Genomic DNA, 22,894 nt, shown 5'->3' on the forward strand with positions numbered 1-22,894 from the left:
TTAAAACCACAAATTGATAATTATTAATTGTAAATTGTTAATTGACATATGGATTCAGTAAAAAATTATATCAATGAAAACAAAGACCGCTTTATTGCGGAACTGATAGAACTGCTTAAAATGCCCTCTATCAGTGCCGATGCTGCCTATTCTCAGGACGTGCTCAACACTGCCGATGCTGTAAAAAACGCCTTAGAAAAGGCTGGTTGCGACAAGGTGGAAATATGTGAAACCCCTGGCTACCCTATCGTTTATGGCGAAAAAACTATCGACCCTGCCCTTCCTACTGTTTTAGTATATGGACACTATGATGTACAACCCGCCGACCCTATTGAGCTTTGGGAATCTGACCCCTTTGAGCCTGTTATCAAAAAAACCGATATTCACCCTGATGGAGCTATCTTCGCTCGTGGGGCTTGCGACGACAAGGGGCAAATGTTTATGCACGTGAAAGCCCTTGAATATATGGTGAATAACAACGTGCTCCCTTGCAATGTGAAGTTTATGATTGAAGGCGAGGAAGAAATAGGCTCAGGAAGTCTTAGTTGGTTTGTAAAAAACAACCACGAAAAACTCAAAAACGATATTATTCTCATTTCCGATACCAGTATGTTGGCTAACGACACCCCTTCTATCACTACGGGGTTACGAGGACTTAGCTATGTGGAAGTGGAGGTTACCGGTGCTAACCGCGATTTGCATTCTGGTTTATACGGTGGTGCCGTAGCGAACCCTATCAACGTGCTTACTAAAATGATTGCTTCTTTGCACGACGAGAACAACCGCATTACCATTCCGCATTTCTACGATAAAGTAGAAGAGCTCTCACAAGCTGAACGAGATGAAATGGCAAAAGCACCTTTCTCACTCGAAGCCTACAAAAAAGCCTTAGATATCGATGAGGTATATGGCGAAAAAGGCTACACCACTACCGAGCGCGCCTCTATACGTCCTACCCTTGATGTAAATGGTATCTGGGGAGGCTATACCGGACAAGGAGCTAAAACGGTTATCCCAAGTAAGGCTTATGCCAAAATATCAATGCGCTTAGTGCCTAACCAAGACAACCACGAAATTACCGAGCTCTTCACCAAACACTTTGAGAGTATCGCACCAGCAGGTGTGCGCGTGAAAGTAACTCCGCACCACGGCGGACAAGGCTATGTAACCCCTACCGATACGCCTGCTTACCAAGCAGCAGTAAAAGCCTGCCAAGCGAGCTTCGGGAAAGAGCCTATACCTGTGCGTTCAGGTGGTAGTATCCCTATTGTAGCTCTTTTTGAAGAAGAATTAGGTAGCAAATCTATTCTCTTAGGCTTTGGTTTAGATAGCGATGCTATCCACTCACCTAACGAACACTACGGTATTTTCAACTTCCTAAAAGGTATTGAAACCATTCCGTGGTTCTATCACTACTTTGTACAAAAGTAATACGAGTTACATAAATAGTAATAAGGACTTTACCAAAACTCGTAGCACGAGAGACTATTAAATTTTCGGTAAAGTCTCTTTATATTATTGTTGAAAATAAACGACTTAGCAATACAACTAAAAAATATTAAATATTTTTCTGCTTAAAAATTTGCAGGTTTCAAAAATAGTTGTACCTTTGCACCGCAATTAAGGAAAACATAAGTAGAATATATTCCTCCTTAGCTCAGTTGGTTAGAGCATCTGACTGTTAATCAGAGGGTCACTGGTTCAAGTCCAGTAGGGGGAGCAACAAAAAAGCACTTACATAATGTAAGTGCTTTTTTTTATTTTATCTTCTTATAAAGCCCATTCTTTAGCTCGGTTGTGAGTATTCCACATTCTTTCATACAATTCACTCCCTTGCAATAACTGACTATGAATGCTTATGGTGCTAATTTAATCTTTGTTGAATACAATAATCTGGTTGGCTATCTGGTGTGAAGATTAGTTAGAGTTTTCGGAGAGGGAATAGAGATTAAGGCACTACGAAAGGAAACGGAATATTTAAAAAGGGGAGTTTTGGGTAAAAGGTAAAAAATGGCTGTAAGGAGGGTGGGGTTAGCTTATAGAGAGCTTATAGGAAGCTTATACGAATCTTGGACGATTGGTATAGAAAGGGTATATAAGTAGTTGATTCATACTGTGATACAACAACGCAAAAAACGTTAAAAAGAGGGTTTCGAGGCGAAAGAAAAGGGAATCCTCACCCCGTTCACATACTCTCCTATTCGGAGACTTCTCCCAAGGAGAGGGGGTGTAGTGACGAGTAGAGAGCAACGAAAAAAGGGGAATGTAGCGGCGGAAAGGAGAAGGGATAATTAGGGAATTAGCAAATTAGGAAATGAGAAAATGGGAGGGGATGCGAGCCACACGGGCAGTTAAATTAGGGAATTAACAGATTAGGTGTGAGCGTACGGGCAGGAACGTTAGCAAATGGTTTGTGTTATATGTAAAACAAAAAAGATGATGAAATATTTGGTGGGGAACAAAAAAGTGTGTATTTTTGTACCGTGATGGAGAATAGTTATTCTTATATAAGATTTTAGAATCTTTATGATAGGTAATTTAAAAACAATGTGATATGAAAAAGTATTTATTTATAATGAGCTTAGTAATAGCTTCTATTAGTTGTAGCAAGAGTGAAGACAAGGTTGCAAAAGAAGAAGTGCCTGAAGTGATAAGTGATACTTTTAGTGCTACTATTAAAGATGGGTTTACAGGAGAGAACGGAGAAGAACTCATCTTGCACAAAAGTCTTAAAAATATATTGGTAGGGGATTATATTCCTTATACTCTTACAATTAAAGAAAAAGAGATATCTTCTGAAGGGAATTATGTGCTTATTCCTACTAAAACAAGTGATAAAAACCACCAATCTTTGCAAGTAGACTATGAAATGTACCTTGAAAACGACAAAGGAGAAAAAGAGAAAGTGGGGTGGCCTCATATAGAATTACGTAAAGCAGGGAAGTACAAGTTCTATATTAAACCATTGGTTCCTGGCACATTTAAAATACCTTTTATTTTACTAAAAAAACACGAGGGGAAAAAAGCAGAACAAACAACTTTCCCTACTATTAATTTTAATGTGGTAAAGATTTTATTAATGAACAAAAAATTGACAAGGTTCTATAATATCGGAGACAAACCTATGTCAAGTTTTAACTCTATATATTATTTTCAAGTAGATGACGGTGATGAAGAAACGGATATTTATTTATCGCCTAAAGAAAAGACAACACAAACATTTGCCATAAAATGCAATAATAGCAACACCCCTACTTTTTCAGGGGATTTAAGAGCAGGGGAGAAATACACTTTTGACTTTCACTTTTATTCCTATGATTTTGCTACTATTACTATTGTTCAAAAAAGAGAAGGAGAGGAAGAGCTTCGTATAGAATATCTTAATATTCCTGTTGAAAAAAGGAACGAAGACCATTTTGAACGACATTTTTTTTAAATAAAAACAACAAAAATGAAAAAGTTTTTAGCCTTTATAAGTTTAACAATCTGTATTACCTCTTGTAGCAAGGATAGTACTAATGAAGAGCAACCACAGCAACCTATAGAATTTACAGCTACAATTAAAGACGGTTTTACAGGTGCCTATGGGGAGGAGATAATACCTTACAAAAATCTCAAAAATATAGTAGTAGGAGATGAAATTCCCTATACGCTTACTATTAATGAAGCTGATAGTAGTGAACCCAGTGTAAAATATGTATTAACTCCTATCACGAAGGAGGATAAAAACCACCAAACACGAGTGGATTATGATTTTTATCTTGAAAATGCCAATGGTGAGAAAGTAAGAGTTACCGAACCTTATATAGAGTTTCATAAAATAGGGAGTTACAAGTTTTACATTAAACCCCTTGTACCTGGCACATTTAAACTTCCTTTTATCTTGCAAAAGATGTTAAACGGAGAAGAACTCAAAAAAATAGAGTTACCCAGCCTTAACTTTAATGCGGTAAGGATAGAACTAAAACGTTACTTAAATTATTCTACTGATAGGGGAAATATTGATGGAGAAAGTAGACCAGTTATACATTATAATCTTAAAATGGAAGATGGGGTAAATGAGACTGATATTTATCTTTCTCCCCCCGGCAAGGAGTGGAATAAGACATTTATTGTGAGATGTAATCGTTTTAAATATGAAGGAGCTTTTGAAGAAGGAAAGGTGCTTTCTTTTAAAGATAAAGAAGAAAGGGATACACATCACTTAGCTTCAATTACTATTGTACAGCAAAAAGAAGGACAAGAGGAATTTCGTGTTACTTATTACAATGTACCTATTGAAAAAAGCGATAGGTTTTTAGAATAATTGTATATATTATGAACTTAACAAAAATAACTATTTGTGCATTATTAACAGTTGCTATTAGTGCTTGAGTAAAGAAGAAGATATAAAATAAAAAATAGACGAATATGAAATTATTAAATTTAAAATCTGTAAGTTTCATAGCAGTAGCTATGTGTGTGTTATCTTGTAATAAAGATGAGAGTTTTTCAGACCGGCTTGCTGGTTTGAAATCAGTAACGTTTCCTGAGCAAGGCGAACAAGTGATTGCCTCTAAGGAAACAGGTAGGTTTATAGGCAACAAGAATGAGGTGATTGAAACCGTTAAAGTACAACAAACCTTAGACCCTGTTCAGATAGTAGATGCCACGAACCTCGAAACTATCTACCCAGGTAGTGTATTGAATGGAGAAGCCTTTTTAGAAGGGGAGTATACCAATTTGAAAATTAACAACCCAAAAGAAATTACGCTCTCTACTACTTTAAAAGGCTCAGGAGCTGTAGTGAAAGTAACAGCTATTCCTACTCCCAGTGATGTAAGAGAAAAAGTAAATACGTTGGTAAGCCAAAAAGCTGAAAAGGTAGACTATAATAATGTTGCATCATATATGTCCTATGTTTCTAATGAAGTAACAACTCAAGAAAGTTTTTGTAAAACCTTAGGGATTCACGTAAAAGTAGAAGTGCTTAAAGGATTGGCAAAAGGTAGTTTTGGTTATGAGCAAAAAGAACTCAATATTAATACTAAAAAACATATATTGATAAAAGTACGCCAACTGTTTTACAATGTATCTATTGATCCTAAATCGGCTAACGAATGGGGAAATATCCAAATCATAGGTAATTATGAGCCTGTATATATCAGTAGTGTAGATTATGGGCGTGTAGCTACTCTATTAGTTGAAACTGATGAAAGTGTTTCAGAAGTTACAAAGAAAATAGAGGCAAGTATTGGTGTAGGTCTTAAAACAGTAGGAGGAACAGTAGATACGAAACTAATTGATACACAAAGAGCCTATTTTAGTGAAAAACATATAAAAATATTACTTGCAGGAGGTCCTTTATCAGAAGCTAAAACAGTAACAGACTATGATAGCTTTATTAAATTTTTGCTAGTGCCTAAGTCAGAAAGTTTAGTAAAAGGAGCTGTTCCTATTGGTTATAAAGTACGTTCCTTAAAAGACAATCGCGAAGTAACAGTACGTACTATGTTTATAGAACAGCGTTTTAACTATAAATAAGAATAGCTATGAGAAACATTTTATTTATATTATCCGTTTTTATGTTCTTTGCTTGTAAAGATAAAGATAGTGGGATCTCTTCTTCCGACTATGAGTTAAGCCCTGATGGACTTACTTTAGTAAAATGGAAGAATGAGAATACAACAGCTCTTGATATGCAAGCTGATCCTATTCTTAGTAAAGTACAAGTTATAGGTGAAAAAGCTTTCTATATACATAAAAATATAGTAAATATTACACTCCCTACCAATTTAAAGAGTATAGAAAAAGAAGCATTTTGGTATACTAAAATAACGAGTATTACTATCCCCACAGGTGTACAGGTCATAAAAGAATTTGCTTTTGGGTCATCATCACTCACCTCTGTTCAATTCTTAGAAGGGCTTATCTCTATTGACAAAGGTGCTTTCTATGATTGTGAAATTCCCTCTCTCAATTTCCCTGAAAGCTTACAAGCTATTGGTGAAAGTGCTTTTTGGGGTAATGGAACGATTATTTCGGTTACAATTCCTAAAAATATACAGAATATTGCAGAGGGGGCATTTTTCGCTTGTAGTAAATTAACTACAGCTACCTTTAGAGGAATAAATCCCCCCAGAGTAAAAGATCCTTTTAATACTCTAATTAATCCTATAGCTCGTATTTATGTGCCTAAAGGGAGATTAGAGGTGTATAAAAACGATGAGGGATTTAAGCGTTACACTAATATCATTTCGGAAGAGGAATAGCATAATTTTGTAAAACTACAGTAATGGTAGATACAGATATAACATCTGCCATTACTTTAAAAATAATTATAAGATGAGAAATATTTTATTCATATTATCCGCCTTTATGCTCTTTGCTTGTAAAGACGATGATAAAACAGGCAACTCAATCATTGGTGAGTGGCAAGCCGTAAAAATAGTAACAGGAGGAGTTGATATTCCTATTGACAATTGCACTGGTCAAACAAGACTCCTTATTACAGATGACCGTTTTACTTACTATAAACACTGGAAAAATGGAGATGATTGTAACTCTCAAATAGATGATTACAATTATGTTACTGAGGTAGGTGAAAAAGATAAAATAAGAAAGAAAAGTGATACAAGTCATTATTACACTTGTGTTTTAGAGAATGGTGGATCTCGCCTTCGCGTTGTTTATTTTAGTGATTCATACGCTATCTTTAAACGGAAATAAGATTTGGTAAATCTATAAAAAAGAGACGAATAGTATTCGTCTCTTTTTTATTGTATAACACTTTGGGATATTAAAAAGGAGCTAAGAGTTAAGAAAAACAAGCAAGAGAGATACAAATTTGGTAATTCACAAATTATTCGTACCTTTGCACTAACAAATGATGTTTCTCAAACAAATATCGGTCGTAAACTACAAGAACATACTCTCACAAGCGTATGCCTTTAGCCCTACTATCAACTGTTTTGTAGGGGATAATGGTGTAGGGAAAACGAATCTGCTTGATGCTATTTATCACTTAGGTATGGCGAAGAGCTACTTTACTACTTCGGCAGTGCAGAACGTACGCCACGGCGAGGAGTTTTATCTTATCGAAGGACAGTTTCGGCAGGAAGAACGTGAAGAGCAGATAGTATGTAGCCTTAAAAAAGGACAGAAGAAAGTGATGAAACACAACGGTAAAGCCTATGAACGTCTGGCTGACCATATAGGTAAATACCCTATGGTGCTCATTTCACCTTCCGACCGCGACTTGATAGTAGAAGGTAGTGAAACACGCCGTAAGTTTTTGGATAGTGTGATTTCGCAAACTGATAGGGCTTACTTAGAACTGCTCTTGCGCTACAACCGCACGCTCTTGCAACGCAATACGTTACTGAAACAAATGGCAGAAGGAGGCGTTTTCTCTTTAGAGACTTTGCACATTTACGACGAGCAGTTGGCGCCCTTAGGACAACACATTTATGAGAAACGGCGAGCTTTTATGGAAGAGTTTTTGCCTATCTTTAGCGAGCAGTATGCGTATATTTCGGGGGGTAAGGAACGAGTGAGTTTGCACTACGACAGCAGTTTGCACCAAAGCGATTTGGCTACCCAGCTTGCCGAAAATACTGAGCGAGACCGCAGTGCGCAATACACTACCGCAGGTATTCACAAGGACGATTTGCTTTTTGAGATTGAGGGCTACCCGATGAAGAAGTATGGCAGTCAGGGGCAACAGAAGTCTTTTTTGATAGCCTTAAAGCTATCGCAGTTTGAAGTGTTGAAGCAATCGTTAGGGATTACGCCTATAGTGCTTCTAGATGATATTTTTGATAAGCTTGACGATACTCGCGTAACGCAGTTGGTGCAGTTGGTTACTCAAAAACATTTCGGACAGCTTTTTATTACCGATACTCATTCGCAACGCACCGAAGACGTAGTGAAGCAAACGGGACTGGCGTATGAGATGATTCAAATAGGTAAAAGGTGCGAGTCGCACGGGCAGTAAGAGCCATAAGAGCTGGTAAGAGATAAGAGATAAAAGGTAAATGAGAAGAGAAAGTGACTTTTACAGATATTAATTGTTAATTGTTAGTTGAAAAATTATATAAATACATAAGATGAAACCCAACAAGAAGAAAACACCCAGCAAGAATCCTATTAAACCTACCCCCACAGTGAGTGAGGAAGGGAGTTCGAGTATGAAGCTTTTGGCGAGTGTCTTGCTCATTGCCTATGGCTATGTAACGGTACTTACCCCTAACTGGATGGCATTCGACTCCAATGCTACAAAGTTTTACACCTTTGCTATTCTGAACTTGATAGTAGTAGGGCTTGTGTTTTTTATTAAAGAATTCAGAGAACGCACACAATTACTGTTTGGCTTTTTTACCAATAAAATAGGAATTGCTTACTGCCTGATAATGGTATTGGCATTGCTCTCGTTTACCAAAGCTATTGATATAGAAGAAGCGATTTTGCACTTCTTTAAGATATTTACAGCTTTCTCAGCTGCTTGGATGGTATCGGCTTTGGTAATTTACAACAAAAAGAGTTTAGTACATTTGGCAGTTGCGATGACAATTCTTTTGTGTTATGACTTTTTGGTAACCCTCGACGGGGTAAAAGGCATCATCAAGGGTATTAGTGCTGATTACAATATCAAAGGCTCGTATTCTAACAAGAATATTTTGGCTTCGGCTATGTTTATTAAGATACCTTTTGCTATCTGGTTGTTTTATTTTCAGAAAAACACCTTGCGTATCATCGGAGGGATAGGTGTTTTAGTCGGTACTTTGGCAATCTTCTTTATGAGTACCCGTGCTTTCTATTTAGCAACTATTCTTACAACGCTTATCTTCATCACGTATGGTGCTATCGACTATTTTATCTTAAAACGCCGTGAAACGGGCGTAAAAGTACTGATGCACGTAGGCTTGGTAGTTCTTGCTTTTGGTATTTTCTCGTTTGTACAGAACTATCTCTACCCTCAACAAGTGCGACAAAGCACCAGTTTCGGGGCTCGTTTAGCTGAGGTAGCTAATCAAGAGAATACCAGTAACAACTTGCGTAAAACGGCTTGGGTAATTACTGCTACTGATATGATCCCGAACGACCCACTGTTGGGCGTAGGCATTGGTAACTGGAAGGTACGCTTCTTACAGTATGAGAATTCTTATAGTCCGCATTATATTTATATGTATAAGAACCACAACGACTTTTTGGAGCTCACCGCCGAAGCGGGAATCTTCGCAGGGTTGGCGTTCTTGGCTATTTTCCTCTTAGCAGCTTATTATTTCCTAAGAGGCACTTATAAAAACAAGAATCCTGAGCAAGAGCAATGGTTTTTCTTACCATTGTTTGGTCTCTTTGCTTATTCGTTCGATGCATTCTTTAACTTTCCTCAAGACCGCCCCGAAATTCAAGCCCTTTTTGGTATTTATGTAGGGATAGCAGTAGGTCTGGCAGTATTGTATTTCAGTAAGAAAAAAGCAGAAGAGCGCAAATTGCCAATGAGTGTTGTAGGTTTTATAGGAGCAGTAGCCGTAGTGGCAATGGTTTTGAATGTGGTAGTAGAACGTATGTACTTTGATTCTTCTAAAATACAACGTATGGTAAAAGAAGAGCAACAAGGGGTGCGTCCTACTAAATCACCTTCGGATTACCTGATACGCAACTATCCTCGTATTCCAAATCTCACGGCAGTGGCTGAGCCTGTAGATGTAGAAAAAGCGCGTTACTTGATAGACGAAAAGAAATTCGATGAGGCACGTAAAGTATTGGCTTCCATTCATTACCACCCTTATGATGCGCGCCCTGAGTATTTTACTGCTGTATCATACTTTATGGAAGAAAACAAAAACAACGATAGTATTTATAAATATGCTCATAAAGCCCGAATGATAAAGCCGAATTTCTTCGGTAACCTAAATTTAGAGACCTTTGCGCTGAACAATATGGGTAAAGAACAAGAATCGATTCACTTGCTCAAACAGTATTTAGGCTTGGAAAAAGACAGTGTGCAGAAACCACAACCTAAGTGGAAAACTATACTGAAAAACCGTTTCCACGTAGATGTAGATAGAGACGCTCTTCGCGGTAATCGCAGTGAGGTACAAGCGTGGAACTCTTTGGCTTATCTGCAAGAGAAAAATAACTTAATAGCTGATGCTCGTGCTACCTTAGATAGTGCCATTGTATATTTGCCCGATAATAAAGATATAATTAATAACCGCAACAAGATTATCTCGCGTATGCAGGTAGAACAGTTTGCTCCTCTTTACACTCAGGCAATGCAACTCTATTTGCAGCAACGTTATGCTGAAGCAATTCCTATATTTACGAAGTTCTTGGAAAAAGTACCTGCTCATATAGATGGGCTCAGGTATCGTGCTATTAGTTACTACAACACACAGCAATACCAAAAAGCTATTAATGATATGGCTGAAATGGAGAGCTTAGGAGTGCCCGTAGATGCTGTACTGAATAATTATCGTGCCTCTTGCTACTATATGTTGGGCGACAAGGCGAATGCCAAAGTCTTTTTCCAAAAAGCCGCTAGCGAGGGCAATGCCGATGCTCAACGCAACTTAAATACCCTCAGTTTTTAAGTCAAATGAATACCTATACAAAACAAATCCTCAGCGAGAAGGAACTCCGAGTGATGCTACACCGCCTCGCTTGTGAGCTGATAGAAAACCATAATGATTTCTCGAATACGGTTTTTATCGGTATCCAGCCTCGTGGCACTTATTTAGCTGAGCGATTGGTAGAACTACTCACTAACGAATACCACATTGCTGATATTCCATTAGGCTTATTGGATATTACTTTCTTTCGCGACGATTTTAGGCGCACAGGTAGACCTCTTGAAGCCAACTCTACTGCTATCGACTTTATCGTCGAAAACAAGAGAGTGGTATTTATAGACGATGTGCTCTACACAGGGCGCAGTATTCGCGCTGCTCTCAGTGCTATACAGAGCTTCGGGCGTCCTTCTGAAATAGAGCTCTTAGTGCTTATTGATAGGCGTTTTAGTCGTCATCTTCCCATACAACCCGATTACAGCGGTAAGCAAGTAGACGCTATCAATGATGAACGTGTGGTAGTACACTGGAAACAAAACGACGGAGAAGACTCAGTAAAGGTAATAAGTAAAATCGGCGAGCTGGCGCAACTGAGTATGTAAGTAAGAGATAAGGGATATGTGATATGGTGATAGCAATTCTTACAGCCTTTATAATGCTGAACGTAGTGCTGAAACTCAGTTTTTGGAAACTGTGGCAACAGGTGTTATTTGCAGCTGTTTGTTTCTTGTTTGTATGGTTGGCTACTGATTTTGCCTCAGAGCAGTCACAAGTTACCCTCCAAACAATGCTCAGCGACCCCAAAGTTCTTGGCAATATTACCGTACTGCTCACCGTAGAAACTGCTGTGTGTATGGCGTATTGTTTTACTTCACTACGGACGCTTTTTAAAGGTAAAGAAAGTCGTTGGCATAGAGTTTTGCAGTGGTATCCTAACCTGCTTATCTTTCCTGCATTGTTCTACGTGCTCACTCAAGCCATCTTTTATTATACAGGGGTATCGTTTGAGCATATTGCCTTTTGGATAGGTGCGAGCGTGGTAGTGTTTATTATATTAGGTGCTTGGGGTCTCCAAAAGCTCTTACCCGAGAAAGACCTGCGCTTAGAGTTGCACTTTTTGGTGAGTTTGCTTATCACTCTCTTAGGACTTATAGGTACTGCTAACGGACAAATACTCTACGTTCCCCAAAGTGAACCTATCAATTTAAAAGTATTGGGAGGTATATTTACTTTCTTTATAGCCTTGTTTGGCATAGGCTTTGGATTTAGTAAATTGTATTGGTTCTTACGCCAAAGAAAACAAAAGAATTAAATTTATATTGATGATGAAAAACATATTTATAGCTGGAATACTATTGCTCACAAGCGCTTCCTATGCACAAATAACTATTAGTCAGGAAAAGAATATAGCCGATGCTATGGAACTCAAAAAGGAAATAGCTCGTACCGAGAGCGCTTTCCAAGTACAAATCTATAATGGCAATATCACCGAAGCTAATAAAGTAATGCTCGATGCCAAAAGCAAATACAAACAATACCCTGTATTGCTCACTTTCGAGTCGCCTAACTACAAAGTGCGCCTTGGTAGTTTCCGTACGCGTTTAGAGGCTGAGAAGAAACTTGTAGAGATTAAAAAATCTTATCCCGCAGCCTTTGTAATAGGCTTAAAATAACCTGTAATAAGGGGACACTATGTTTAAAAAAAACACCCTTCGTTTTCAGATATTCCTCAGTATGACCCTACTCGTGCTAGTAGCTTTCGCTATCTTAGCTTTTGTAATGATTGGGCAGTATAAAAAACAGGCATTAGAATATCACGATGAGCGACTTATCGACAAGGAAAACCAAATCAAGATGCAGATACAATATGTATTCTCGCAAACCACTTTCCCTGTCGAAACCCCTTATATACCCCTTATCTTTCGGGAGGATATCTACAGCATTGCCAATATCCAAAACCTAAACTTTGCCCTCTATGACCTCGACGGCGTTCTGCTAAAAAGCTCCAAAGCCTCTCTCTCGCCCGACCAAGATGCGTTTTTCATTCCTCCTGATGTATTGCATCAGCTTTCTGCTACGCTCAATAAACGTCTTGTTGAGCACCACGAATTTGCAGGGCGTGGTTATCAAACCTCTTACAGTTATATTACCGATTTGCAGTTCAAGCCTATCGCTATTCTCAACATTCCTTATTTCGAGAACGACACCTTCAACGAGCGCGCTTTAAAAGGGTCGTTGTACAACTTAGCGATGGTGTATTTCTCGCTCTTGGTAGTTGCCCTTACGGTAGCTTACTTCATTTCTAAATATATTACCAAATCGCTTAAAACCATTGAAGGTCGTTTAGAGAAAACTCGTTTGCTCTCCCAAAACGAAAAGATACTTCTAAAGTCTGCCCCTACCGAGATTACCGAGTTGGTAAATGCCTATAATGGAATGATTGATGAGATTGAGAACAGCAAAGCCCTTTTGGCGCAATCCGAACGCGAACAAGCGTGGCGCGATATGGCAAAGCAGGTAGCACACGAAATCAAAAATCCTCTTACTCCTATGCGTCTCTCCGTGCAAAGTTATCAACGCAAAGCCCTTCGAGAGCCTCAAACCGCTGAACAAACTAATGAATTCTGCGAATCTCTTATCCAACAGATAGACATATTGAGTAATATTTCTACTGCCTTCTCGGCACTTACCAATATGCCTGCTAAAAATGATGAGGAATTCGATTTTGTTTCTGTTATCAAACGCACTTTAGATATCTTTAATTCTGATGAAATTCACTTCACCCATTCTCACGATGAGATTATAAGTGTATTCGACAAAGACCAGCTCGGTCGTGTAGTTACCAATTTGGTGAAAAATGCGCTACAAGCTACCGAAAACGAACCTTTCCCTTCTATTGAAGTGAGCCTTAATAAAACCGATACCGATATTACTCTAAAAGTAAAAGACAATGGTACGGGTATCCCCGATGTCGATAAAGAAAAGATATTCGAACCAAAATTCACTACCAAAACCAGTGGTAGTGGCTTGGGATTAGCAATGGTGAAAAACATCGTACTTTCCTACGGGGGTAGCATTCATTTTACTTCCGAAGTAGGAAAGGGAAGTGAATTTACTGTAGTATTGGTACACTTTTTGAATAAGTAAATAAATAAACATTATATTTTATGAAAAATCACATCTTAACATTGGGAGTTGCTGTGCTTATGCTCGCCTCCTGCCAAAACAATCCTTCACAAACTGCTAACACTGTAGTAAGTGAAACCACTACTATGATGGAGAATGCTGCTGAAAAAGTAGAAGAAATGGTAACTCCTCAATTGTTAGCTACTTATGTAGGTACTCTTCCTGCTGCCGATTGCGGCGGAATGGCTACCGTTATCCATCTCTATGCCGATGACACCTATGTAAAACAAGAAAACTGTGCAAGCAAAAACTTCGAATCTAAAGAAGAAGGTAAAGTAGAACACACTGATAAAGGTTTTACACTCGTTTCTAAAGCTGATAATCACAAATCTTTCTATATTACCAAAGGCGATAATATCGTACAAGTAGGTGAAGATGGTAAAGAACCTAAAATGGTAAAAGAATATACTCTTACCAAACAAATGTAACAAGTAAAATCTTATGTAATGCGAAGGCTGTTCAATACAAGATTGAACAGCCTTTTCTTTTACAAAGAAGAAAAAATATGTTAAAAATCTTTTGTAGTTAAAATAATTGTTATAACTTTACCCCCTAATTTGTATTTTATGTTAGTAACCTTCCAATGGATTTAGTGCGTCTTTTCATAAAAAGGATATCATACAATCAATCGCAGAACGATGCCTTTGTGCTTATAATGCACGAGGTCGAGACCGATTTAAAGCTACCCATCGTCATTGGTACCTTTGAAGCACAATCTATTGCCTTGGAATTAGAGAAGAGTCTTGTACCTCCTCGACCTCTTACACACGACCTCTTCAAGATATTCGCCGATACTTTCAGTATACAAATAAAAAGAGTCGTGATTTACAAATTAGAAGAAGGCATTTTCTACTCCAATATCCTCTGTATACAAAATGGTCAAGAATACACCATCGAAGCTCGTACCAGCGATGCCATCGCCATTGCCTTGCGTTGCAACGCACCCATCTACACCTATCGAGATATCATTCAAAGAGCCGGCATTTATATCCCTTTGCTCAACGATGAGCCCTCCAATACCATAAGCCCTTCGTTAGACAATGTTGATGAGGAAGACAGCAGCCGAAACAGATATACTAAATACGCCTTACCCGAACTAAAAACAATGCTAAATGACTGTATCGAAAATGAAGATTACGAAATGGCAGCGCTTATCAGAGATGAAATCTCTAAACGCGATAGTACTTTTTAAAACTATATACCAATGAAAAAAAACATAACCATCGGAAGTCTTAGCTTCCTTTTACCACTCATAAGTGTCGCCCAAGACGCTACACAATCTCCTACTACACAAACCGCCACTACACAAGTAATGAAGGCTGTCGCTAGCGAAGGTTTCTCTCTCGAAAGTTTTACTCGTGGTGTGGTAGGTATGATTACCCTCCTGTTTATCGCCTATCTTTTCAGTAGCAATAGGCGCGCTATTAATTGGAAGACTATTGGCATAGGCTTAGCCCTACAACTCTCCATTGCAATAGGTATTCTAAAAGTAGGCTTTATACAAGACGCCTTCGATTTTGCCGGTAGTATCTTTGTGCTCATATTAGATTTCACAAGAGCAGGCAGTCAGTTTCTCCTCGGTAACTTAGTCGATACCAATAGTATAGGTTATATCTTCGCTTTCCAAGTGCTCCCCACCATCATCTTCTTTTCTGCACTCACCTCCCTATTGTTCTATTTAGGTGTTATTCAGGTAATAGTGCGTGGTATGGCGTGGGCATTGTCTAAACTGCTGAATATCTCAGGCGCCGAAAGTCTTTCGGTTACAGGTAACATCTTCTTAGGACAAACCGAAGCCCCTCTGATGATTAAAGCCTATTTAGCCAAAATGACTCGCTCCGAAATCCTCCTTGTGATGATAGGCGGAATGGCTACCGTAGCAGGAGGCGTTATGGCTGCTTATATCCAATACCTCGGTGGCGACGACCCCCAAATGCGCTTGCTTTTCGCCCGACACCTCTTAGCAGCTTCCGTAATGGCAGCCCCCGGTGCTATCGTAGTTTCCAAGATGCTATGCCCTCAAACCGAGCAATTCTCCAACGATTCGCACGTCTCTATGGAGAATGTAGGTTCTAATGTGCTCGACGCTATCGCCAATGGTACTACCGAAGGACTTAAACTTGCTGCCAATGTAGCGGCTATGCTTTTAGTATTTGTGGCTTTTATCGCAATGATTAATTATTTCTTTAATTGGGTGGGTTATCAAACACATCTCAACAATATCATAGCCAGCAATACTCCTTATAACGGACTCTCTTTAGAAATGATTTTAGGTACCGTTTTCTCACCCGTTATGTGGCTCGCTGGTATTGCCAAAGAAGACGTTATGCTGATGGGACAATTACTTGGTATTAAGCTCTCCTCCTCAGAATTTGTGGCTTACACTCAGTTAGCCACCCTAAAGGATATGACGAGTGCTCCTCACCTAATGTATAACAAATCTATCATTATGGCAACCTATATGCTTTGTGGTTTTGCCAATTTCGCCTCCATAGGCATTCAAATAGGAGGCATAGGAGCCTTAGCCCCCAACCAACGCAAAACCCTCTCTCAATTCGGCTTAAAAGCCGTTCTCGGGGGTACTTTAGCCTCTCTGTTATCCGCAACTATCGCCGGAATGATTATCGGGTAACCACACTTTTCTAAATAACACAAGCTTAAAATTGCTTTTTATACCATAACACTTTGTCAAAGGTTCTGAACACCTACCTATCGTTCTACAACTTTGGCAAAGTTTTTTATTGCCTATTTTGCTACAATCCCCTGTGTAGTTCGTACCCGCTCGTCTGTCTCACACCTAATCTGCTAATCTCTAATTTCCAAATTTTCTAATTTACTAAATCTCTTTTCTGTCACACTTCCCCCCTAGTGCCTATGGCCTAAGGCCTATCACCTCTTCCTCTTTCTTTCGCCTCGAAACCCCATTTTTACCATTTTTATACTCGCTGTATCATATTATGAATCAACTACTTATATACTCTTCCTATACCAATCGTCCAAGATTCGTATAAGCTTCCTATAAGCTCTCTATAAGCTACCCCCACCCTTCTCATAGCCTTTTTTCATCAAAATTCTTCTCAGCCCTCTTCCGTTCTTCTCCGTTTCCTTCCGATAGCTCCGATGTGTCACTTTTAGTGGCACACACTTTGCCAAAGATTTGAAACCAAAACTGTAAGGAAGATTTATAAAGTACTGATTTTTAACTATGTTTTTTTGTAGGAATACTGTGTAAGTATTATCTTTGCAAAAAAAAAGTTATGACCACTATAATAAAGAATAGAAAAAGAATTTCAAATATCTTTTCTAAGATAGAAGATAAAGAGTTAGAATTTCTTGTAAAAGAAACAGGAGTCGATAAATATAGCAAAAAACTTAAAGGAATAGAAATATTTAAGTTACTAATTTTCGGTACTTTGACAGATGATAGAGCTAGTCTAAGAACCTTTGAAAACTTTTATATCACGAATTTCTTTAAAATGATTGCTAAGATATCACTTACTAAAGTCATATCACACAGTAGCATTGCAGAAAGGATTGCTAAAATAAATGTAGTTTTCTTTGAAAGACTTTTTGCTTATTGCGTAAAGAAGTATGCACCTTTTTTAGAAGAAGGAATTACTTCTAAAATAAGTAGTTATGATTCTACAATAGTGAGTATCTCATCCAAACTACTCCATTTAGGAATGCAAAATGGACAGAAGAATAAAAAAGATGAGCAAGGAAAGCTAAGCTTAAAATTCACCATAGGATTTTCAAACTTACCATTCAAGTGTAAAATTCATCACCAGCAAGAAATGATAAGTGAAGATTTAGCACTTGGTGATATTCTCAAGGAACATACTGCTAATAAGGAAGATATAGCAGTGTTCGACAGAGGAATGAAAGACAGATTTGATAGAGGGTAGACTGCTAAAGAAGGATGAGAAGAGAGGAGAAATTAAAGAAGAGAAGATACTGTTTTTAAGTAACTTAACCGATGATTTTAGTGATGAGCAAATAGCCGGAATTTATAGAAATCGTTGGAAGATAGAGCAGTATTTTCGTTTTATAAAGCAAAAGCTTAACTTTAAACATTTCTTTTCAAGAAATCTCAATGGCATACAAGTAATGATGTATGTGATATTAATAGCATCAATATTACTATTGACATACATAAAAGAAGAAGGATTGAAAGGCTATAAAATCCCTAAAAGGCGATTTTGTTATGGTTTACAAGATGAAATAATTAAAGAAATTGTAATCCATTGCGGAGGAGATCCTTCAAAAATGTATTCTTATTCAGATAGTTAAAAATGTTCCTTACAACCTTAGTTTGAAACTTTGCCAAAGTTTGAGATGAAAAAGCGATGTGTTGGTGACTGTTAGGAGTATTCAGAAGGAAACAGAAAAGTTCGGAAGAGAGTTGAGAGGGGTTTTGGTAAAAAAAGGCTATGACAAGGGTGGGGTAGCTTATAGAGAGCTTATAGGAAGCTTATACGAATCTTGGACGATTGGTATAGAAAGGATATATAAGTAATTGACTTATAACGCGATATAACAGTGCTAAAAATGTTAAAAACGGGGGTTTCGAGGCGAAAGAAAGAGGAAGAGGTGATAGGCCTTAGGGCATAGGCACTAGGGTTTTGACGGAAAGAGGATAGGCGGGTTGAGAAATTAGAGAATTAGCCAATGGGAAGGTGTAAGCTACACGGGCAGTTATAACTTTCGGCAAAAATCGTAGCACAACAAGTAAAAAAAGCTGTTAAGTCCCCCGCTTAACAGCTTTTTTTATTATTTATCCTGAATAGGTATGAACACTCATTTGTGCCGTTGGCAAGTAGTTAACGCCAAACCAGCAGATGAGTAACAGTATGAATGCGAGCCCTACAATGATAAAACTCTGAAAGGGTTTCTTTTCTTTGTGATTGTACTTGTGGTGGAGATATACCAAATAGCCGAGCCAAGTGATAAACGCCCAAGTTTCTTTAGGGTCCCACGTCCAATAGTGTCCCCACGCTTCTTTTGCCCAAAGAGCTCCAAAAAGCAATCCAAAGGTGAGAAATACATAGCCTATTTTTACGAGTTGGTCGATGACAGTAAAGATTGATTGTACTTCTTTTCCTTTTTTATAGCGATAAATACCATAGAAAGCAGTAAGTGAAGCCATACCCAACATCGCATAAGCAAAGATATACACGATTACGTGTGGAATGAACCACACGCTCTGTAAGGCAGGCATCAGGGCTTTGTTCATCGTATCGGGGTGAGTGTAGGTAAGCACTATAAATACAATACCCATTACTGCTGAATAGCTAAGCATCCACTTTTGGCGATAGAGCCAATAGATAGCACAGCCTATGAGTCCCATAAAAAAGGCATACCAAATACGCGTTTCGGCAAGTGTGCGCAATGGCGGACGGTCTAAATTTTGCCATAAGGCAACAATAAAACCTCCTATGGTTAAGGTAGCTACCAAGTGAGCTACAATACTCACTCCTCTAAGCGCTTTGCTCTTGCTGTAGATAAGCGTACCTGAAAGTAGCCACAAAGCTACTGTGATATATGTTATAAGATTAAAATAATGCCACATTTTTAATTAACAATTGACAATTAATAATTAACAACAGCGTTAGCTGTTACTTGTTAGCTGTTTTAGTTTTTACTTCAAAGAGTAGGGCAATACCGCCAGCAAGTAGTAAGAAAATTCCTACATAAACGACAGGTAACCAAGGGTCGGAAATGAGTTCTACCACACTAAGTTCTGACCAACGTCCCATACGCTCGTCATAACTCAATTGGTAAATACGCCAACCACCTACACTGATAGGGTGATTCACCTCTATTTTTTCTTCTAAAACTTCTTGTTTTCCTTTTTGATATACTAATACCTCAGATTGGAATTTACGTGCTTCGGCAGGAGCCATTACCAAGGTATGCTCATCGTCTAAATGAATGGCACGAGGTGAGAATTGGAAGTTACCTGCAGAAATCCAATCGGTTTTCTTTTTGTGAGTACGAAGGTCTTCTACGGTTACCTTAGCCGCATTGGTCGCACCCCACATCGTGTGATTGATGTAGGTACTATCGGTATCGGGAATAGCTTTTTCAAGATATTGGAGAAGGGTGATTTTCCAGTTCAGCAGGGTTGCATAGTCACCTTCTTTCTCCAGCATAAAGCCTTGAGGTTTTTCGTGAGGTAGTGCTGAACCTGTACTATCAATCACAAATAGTTTGTTAGGATAAATATCAATACTGAACTCTTTGAGTTCCATTGCAATGGGAAGTTCTACCATTTGATTATCTTCAGTAGTAGCGCGCCATTCGAGTTTATCCTTATAGAGGTTCATTTTCAGACGTATAATATCTCCCTGTCCTAATACGCCAGCGAACATTGTAAGCCATAAGCCAAAGTGATTGAGGAGGAAAGGTATGTTTTTGCGTTGGTAGACCATCGAGCGTTTGAGGATAGAAAACCAAAGATTCATCAGTGCCAATACGAAGATAATACCAAAGTACCAAGTTTTGGTAAGGTCGTCTAAGCCCAATTTGCCCACAAAGCTATGAGCTACCTCTTGAGGATTTACGTTGATGCTCCCCAAACCAATGGTGAGTACCCCAAGGGTTACGACCGTAACAATAGCAAAAGGCGCTGATGAAAAGCGCACGATAAAATTTGTTTTTCTAAAAATAAAATATACAGCTGTAGTGAGTACCACAAAGGCAAAGCCTCCTATTACATTGTAAGGAAAGCTAAACCAACTTTTGCTGATACTTCCTAAGGTAAGTTGTAACACAAACCCTATCATCAGCGAAATACACGCTACTAAAATAGCGAAAGGATATTGTTTCATAGTTAGGTAAGAGATAAGAGGTAAGAAATAGGGGCGAATTACATTCGCCCCTACTCGTCATTTGTCATTCGTAATTCGTAAATTACTTTTGGGTTACTAAGCGTCCTTTTTCTTTAGCTTCTTTAATCCATTTAGGAACGATAGTTTCTAAGAATCTTTTCTTAGCAGCTTCTTCTTTAGGGATATCTAGACCGATTTCTTTCTGAGCTTTAGCTTTAGTGCTGATATCAGGCATCACGAAAGCTGTTTTGATGTTTAGTTTTTCTTTAAGCACATCTAAATTATTTTCAGCTTGATAAGCATAGATAAGACCATCGCTAAGGAGGCGTTCAGATTCGATAGGAGCGTGGAAAGCGGCACCGTGTGAAGAGTGTACCATATCCCAACGCCATTGTGATTTGCGGATAAGTGCCAAAGTAGGTTTCATTTGTTCTTCAGTAGCACCGTTATCCCACAAGAATTTAGCTTTAAAGTGTACTTTTGCTAATTGTTTTTCGAGTTTCATACGCATACCATATACAGCATCTTGGCGATCGTATACGTTTTTCACCAATTCTTCTTCACTTTGGCGGTGACAAGTTTGGCAGCTTGCTGATACGTTACGCAATGGACTGCTAATTTGGTGATCGGTGAATTTCACAGCACCATCGGTTTTGTAAGGCATATGGCAATCGGCACAAGAAACGCCGCGTTGTCCGTGAATACCGAGTTGAGAAAGTTCATAGTCGGGGTGTTGTGCTTTGAGGATAGGAGTACGGCTAAGTGGGTGTACATAGTCAGTCCAACCTTCTGCATCGTAGTACTCTTCCATCTTTTCAACAGTCATACCTTTATCCCAAGGGAAAGTAAGATATTTTTTATCACCTTTGAAGTAGTACTCTACGTGGCATTGCGCACACACAAGAGAACGCATCTCTTGATGAGTAGCTTTATTGATATCGCGACCTTGACGTTTGAAGGCTTCTTGTAAAGCCAATTGACTTACTTGCAATTTCATAGTTTTAGTATCGTGGCAAGTAGCGCAACCGATAGGATTTACGATTTGGCTACCCCATTGATCCCAAGGAGCGCTGTAATAAGTTTCAGCACCTACTTCTTTGATTAGGCGAGGCACATCAGGGCTTTTACAAGTCCAGCAAGTACCTGGTTGAGGAGAGTGAGTTGAATCAGTAGGGGCACCAGTACGGAGGATTTTAGTAACGTCTTCAATAGCGTGCATATGTCCGCGTGGAGCGTTGTATTCCTTAGAGAATGCATACCCTGCCCAAAGGATTACCATTTCGGGGCGCAAAGCGAGCAAATCATCATCTTGACTACTCATATACCTAGAACGGAAAGTAGTGTCGGCAGTAGCTGCCCACGAAGCGTATTCACGAGGATAGAACGGTTCGTAAAGCTCATTGCGGCATTCACCTTCTTTAAGGTTATTACCACCTCTAGCTATTAACTGAGCTTCTGTTGATCTGTTCATTATCGAATTAGCCAATAGACCTAATAAGAAGGTAACTATTGCTAATAAACCTGCAATTAACCAATGTTTCTTTTTCATCGCTGTATAAATTATATTTCGTTTTTTTAATTATTTGATTTTTCTCTGTTTTTCACCATTTTGTCAAGCCAATCGGGAGTGTTGCTCGGCATATTGTCCACAATAGGCACAGGCGAATGAGGAGCAGCATTAAGCCCTCTCACACGACTGTGAGGTACTTCGCGGTGGCAATCCCAGCACAATTTGCCATTATCAGCGTGTGCCATTTCAGCAGTCACCTTGCCTGCTTGTACTTCACTTACCAAAGTACTATGGCAGCGGATACAGTTTTCTTGTACCACCTTTTGCCCTGGAGAGTGCATTTTAATCACTTGAGGTTCCAATCGGAAAGTGAACATCGTGGCGTGGCGCAGACCGTCGTTCGCTTTAAAATAATATTTGCGAAAAACGTTGTCGTGAGGCACGTGACAATCGTTACACACAGTATTGCGACCGTGCGAAGAGTGCATCCACGTAGCGTACTCAGGCTCCATAATATGGCAGTTCACACACGCCTTGGGGTCGTCGGACAGATAGGTGTGCGCTTTCGATATATAAAAAATATACCCGCAAAGCCCTATCAGTATCCCTACTAACGAGGGAATTAAGAAACGAAACCATCGTCCTTTTTTAGTAGATGGGGTGTTGTTATCTGTTGTCGCCATTATATAAAAAATATTTTTTTCGTTGCTTTTCGTTGTATAAGGGGTAATATGAAATGTACAAACTACTACAATAAAAAAAGCCTAAAAAAGCCCTAAAATACAATTAGTTACCATAAAAAAGCCCAAAAAGGC

General features: G+C 38.8%; 21 protein-coding genes and 1 tRNA gene. 18 read left to right on the plus strand and 4 right to left on the minus strand.

Annotated elements, in window-relative coordinates:
• Window positions 1-48 precede the first annotated feature (48 nt).
• The 18 genes from AM608_RS09115 to AM608_RS09200 all read left to right on the plus strand — a co-directional run bounded on the left by AM608_RS09115 (window position 49) and on the right by AM608_RS09200 (window position 18,029).
• Window positions 49-1,431: a dipeptidase gene (locus AM608_RS09115; RefSeq protein ID WP_053581521.1), complete on the plus strand. Its 1,383-nt coding sequence runs from the start codon at window positions 49-51 to the stop codon at window positions 1,429-1,431.
• A 215-nt stretch (window positions 1,432-1,646) separates the two neighbouring features.
• A tRNA-Asn gene (locus AM608_RS09120) sits at window positions 1,647-1,720 on the plus strand.
• Between the two features lie 834 nt (window positions 1,721-2,554).
• A complete protein-coding gene (locus tag AM608_RS09125; RefSeq protein WP_053581522.1) occupies window positions 2,555-3,436 on the plus strand; it encodes a hypothetical protein in 882 nt (293 codons plus the stop codon).
• 15 nt (window positions 3,437-3,451) lie between these two features.
• Entirely contained in the window at window positions 3,452-4,306 is an 855-nt protein-coding gene (locus AM608_RS09130; protein ID WP_053581523.1) for a hypothetical protein, read from the plus strand.
• Between the two features lie 104 nt (window positions 4,307-4,410).
• A complete protein-coding gene (locus AM608_RS09135; RefSeq protein WP_053581524.1) occupies window positions 4,411-5,523 on the plus strand; it encodes a thiol-activated cytolysin family protein in 1,113 nt (370 codons plus the stop codon).
• 8 nt (window positions 5,524-5,531) lie between these two features.
• Entirely contained in the window at window positions 5,532-6,251 is a 720-nt protein-coding gene (locus AM608_RS09140; protein WP_053581525.1) for a leucine-rich repeat domain-containing protein, read from the plus strand.
• Between the two features lie 73 nt (window positions 6,252-6,324).
• Window positions 6,325-6,708, plus strand: coding sequence for a lipocalin family protein (locus AM608_RS09145; protein ID WP_082315855.1), 384 nt, complete (start codon window positions 6,325-6,327; stop codon window positions 6,706-6,708).
• A gap of 160 nt (window positions 6,709-6,868) precedes the next feature.
• Window positions 6,869-7,975 (plus strand): DNA replication/repair protein RecF, encoded by a 1,107-nt coding sequence (locus AM608_RS09150; RefSeq protein WP_157466349.1) that lies wholly within the window; start codon window positions 6,869-6,871, stop codon window positions 7,973-7,975.
• 112 nt (window positions 7,976-8,087) lie between these two features.
• Complete coding sequence (locus AM608_RS09155) at window positions 8,088-10,577, plus strand: O-antigen ligase family protein (RefSeq protein WP_053581528.1); 2,490 nt, start codon at window positions 8,088-8,090, stop codon at window positions 10,575-10,577.
• 5 nt (window positions 10,578-10,582) lie between these two features.
• The gene (gene pyrR / locus AM608_RS09160; RefSeq protein ID WP_053581529.1) at window positions 10,583-11,155 is read left to right on the plus strand and encodes a bifunctional pyr operon transcriptional regulator/uracil phosphoribosyltransferase PyrR; all 573 of its coding nucleotides are present in this window, start codon (window positions 10,583-10,585) and stop codon (window positions 11,153-11,155) included.
• A gap of 23 nt (window positions 11,156-11,178) precedes the next feature.
• A complete protein-coding gene (locus tag AM608_RS09165) occupies window positions 11,179-11,865 on the plus strand; it encodes a hypothetical protein (protein ID WP_053581530.1) in 687 nt (228 codons plus the stop codon).
• A 10-nt stretch (window positions 11,866-11,875) separates the two neighbouring features.
• Window positions 11,876-12,226 carry an SPOR domain-containing protein gene (locus AM608_RS09170; protein ID WP_009410186.1) on the plus strand — a complete coding sequence of 117 codons (351 nt, stop codon included), beginning with the start codon at window positions 11,876-11,878 and terminating at the stop codon, window positions 12,224-12,226.
• 19 nt (window positions 12,227-12,245) lie between these two features.
• Window positions 12,246-13,700, plus strand: coding sequence for a HAMP domain-containing sensor histidine kinase (locus AM608_RS09175; RefSeq protein WP_053581531.1), 1,455 nt, complete (start codon window positions 12,246-12,248; stop codon window positions 13,698-13,700).
• 20 nt (window positions 13,701-13,720) lie between these two features.
• Window positions 13,721-14,167, plus strand: a complete 447-nt coding sequence (locus tag AM608_RS09180) for a copper resistance protein NlpE N-terminal domain-containing protein (RefSeq protein WP_009417407.1) — start codon at window positions 13,721-13,723, stop codon at window positions 14,165-14,167.
• 155 nt (window positions 14,168-14,322) lie between these two features.
• Entirely contained in the window at window positions 14,323-14,931 is a 609-nt protein-coding gene (locus AM608_RS09185; RefSeq protein ID WP_015782363.1) for a bifunctional nuclease family protein, read from the plus strand.
• 12 nt (window positions 14,932-14,943) lie between these two features.
• Entirely contained in the window at window positions 14,944-16,371 is a 1,428-nt protein-coding gene (locus tag AM608_RS09190) for a NupC/NupG family nucleoside CNT transporter (RefSeq protein WP_002675080.1), read from the plus strand.
• Window positions 16,372-16,996: 625 nt separating this feature from the next.
• Window positions 16,997-17,644 (plus strand): hypothetical protein, encoded by a 648-nt coding sequence (locus AM608_RS09195; protein WP_053581016.1) that lies wholly within the window; start codon window positions 16,997-16,999, stop codon window positions 17,642-17,644.
• A complete protein-coding gene (locus tag AM608_RS09200; RefSeq protein WP_053581015.1) occupies window positions 17,631-18,029 on the plus strand; it encodes a transposase in 399 nt (132 codons plus the stop codon). The genes AM608_RS09195 and AM608_RS09200 overlap by 14 nt, the downstream gene beginning before the upstream one ends.
• 484 nt (window positions 18,030-18,513) lie before the next feature.
• Here AM608_RS09200 and ccsA read toward each other — a convergent pair whose 3' ends face one another.
• The 4 genes from ccsA to nrfH form a co-directional block, all read right to left on the minus strand.
• Window positions 18,514-19,308 (minus strand): cytochrome c biogenesis protein CcsA, encoded by a 795-nt coding sequence (gene ccsA / locus AM608_RS09205; protein WP_053581532.1) that lies wholly within the window; start codon window positions 19,306-19,308, stop codon window positions 18,514-18,516.
• A gap of 46 nt (window positions 19,309-19,354) precedes the next feature.
• Window positions 19,355-20,569, minus strand: coding sequence for a cytochrome c biogenesis protein ResB (locus tag AM608_RS09210; RefSeq protein ID WP_053581533.1), 1,215 nt, complete (start codon window positions 20,567-20,569; stop codon window positions 19,355-19,357).
• A gap of 82 nt (window positions 20,570-20,651) precedes the next feature.
• On the minus strand, window positions 20,652-22,118 hold the full coding sequence (gene nrfA, locus AM608_RS09215; protein WP_053581534.1) for an ammonia-forming cytochrome c nitrite reductase: 1,467 nt from the start codon (window positions 22,116-22,118) through the stop codon (window positions 20,652-20,654).
• A gap of 26 nt (window positions 22,119-22,144) precedes the next feature.
• A complete protein-coding gene (gene nrfH, locus AM608_RS09220) occupies window positions 22,145-22,762 on the minus strand; it encodes a cytochrome c nitrite reductase small subunit (protein WP_053581535.1) in 618 nt (205 codons plus the stop codon).
• Between the last annotated feature and the right edge of the window lie 132 nt (window positions 22,763-22,894).

Source organism: Capnocytophaga sp. oral taxon 323, from assembly GCF_001278825.1.
Classification (GTDB): domain Bacteria; phylum Bacteroidota; class Bacteroidia; order Flavobacteriales; family Flavobacteriaceae; genus Capnocytophaga; species Capnocytophaga ochracea.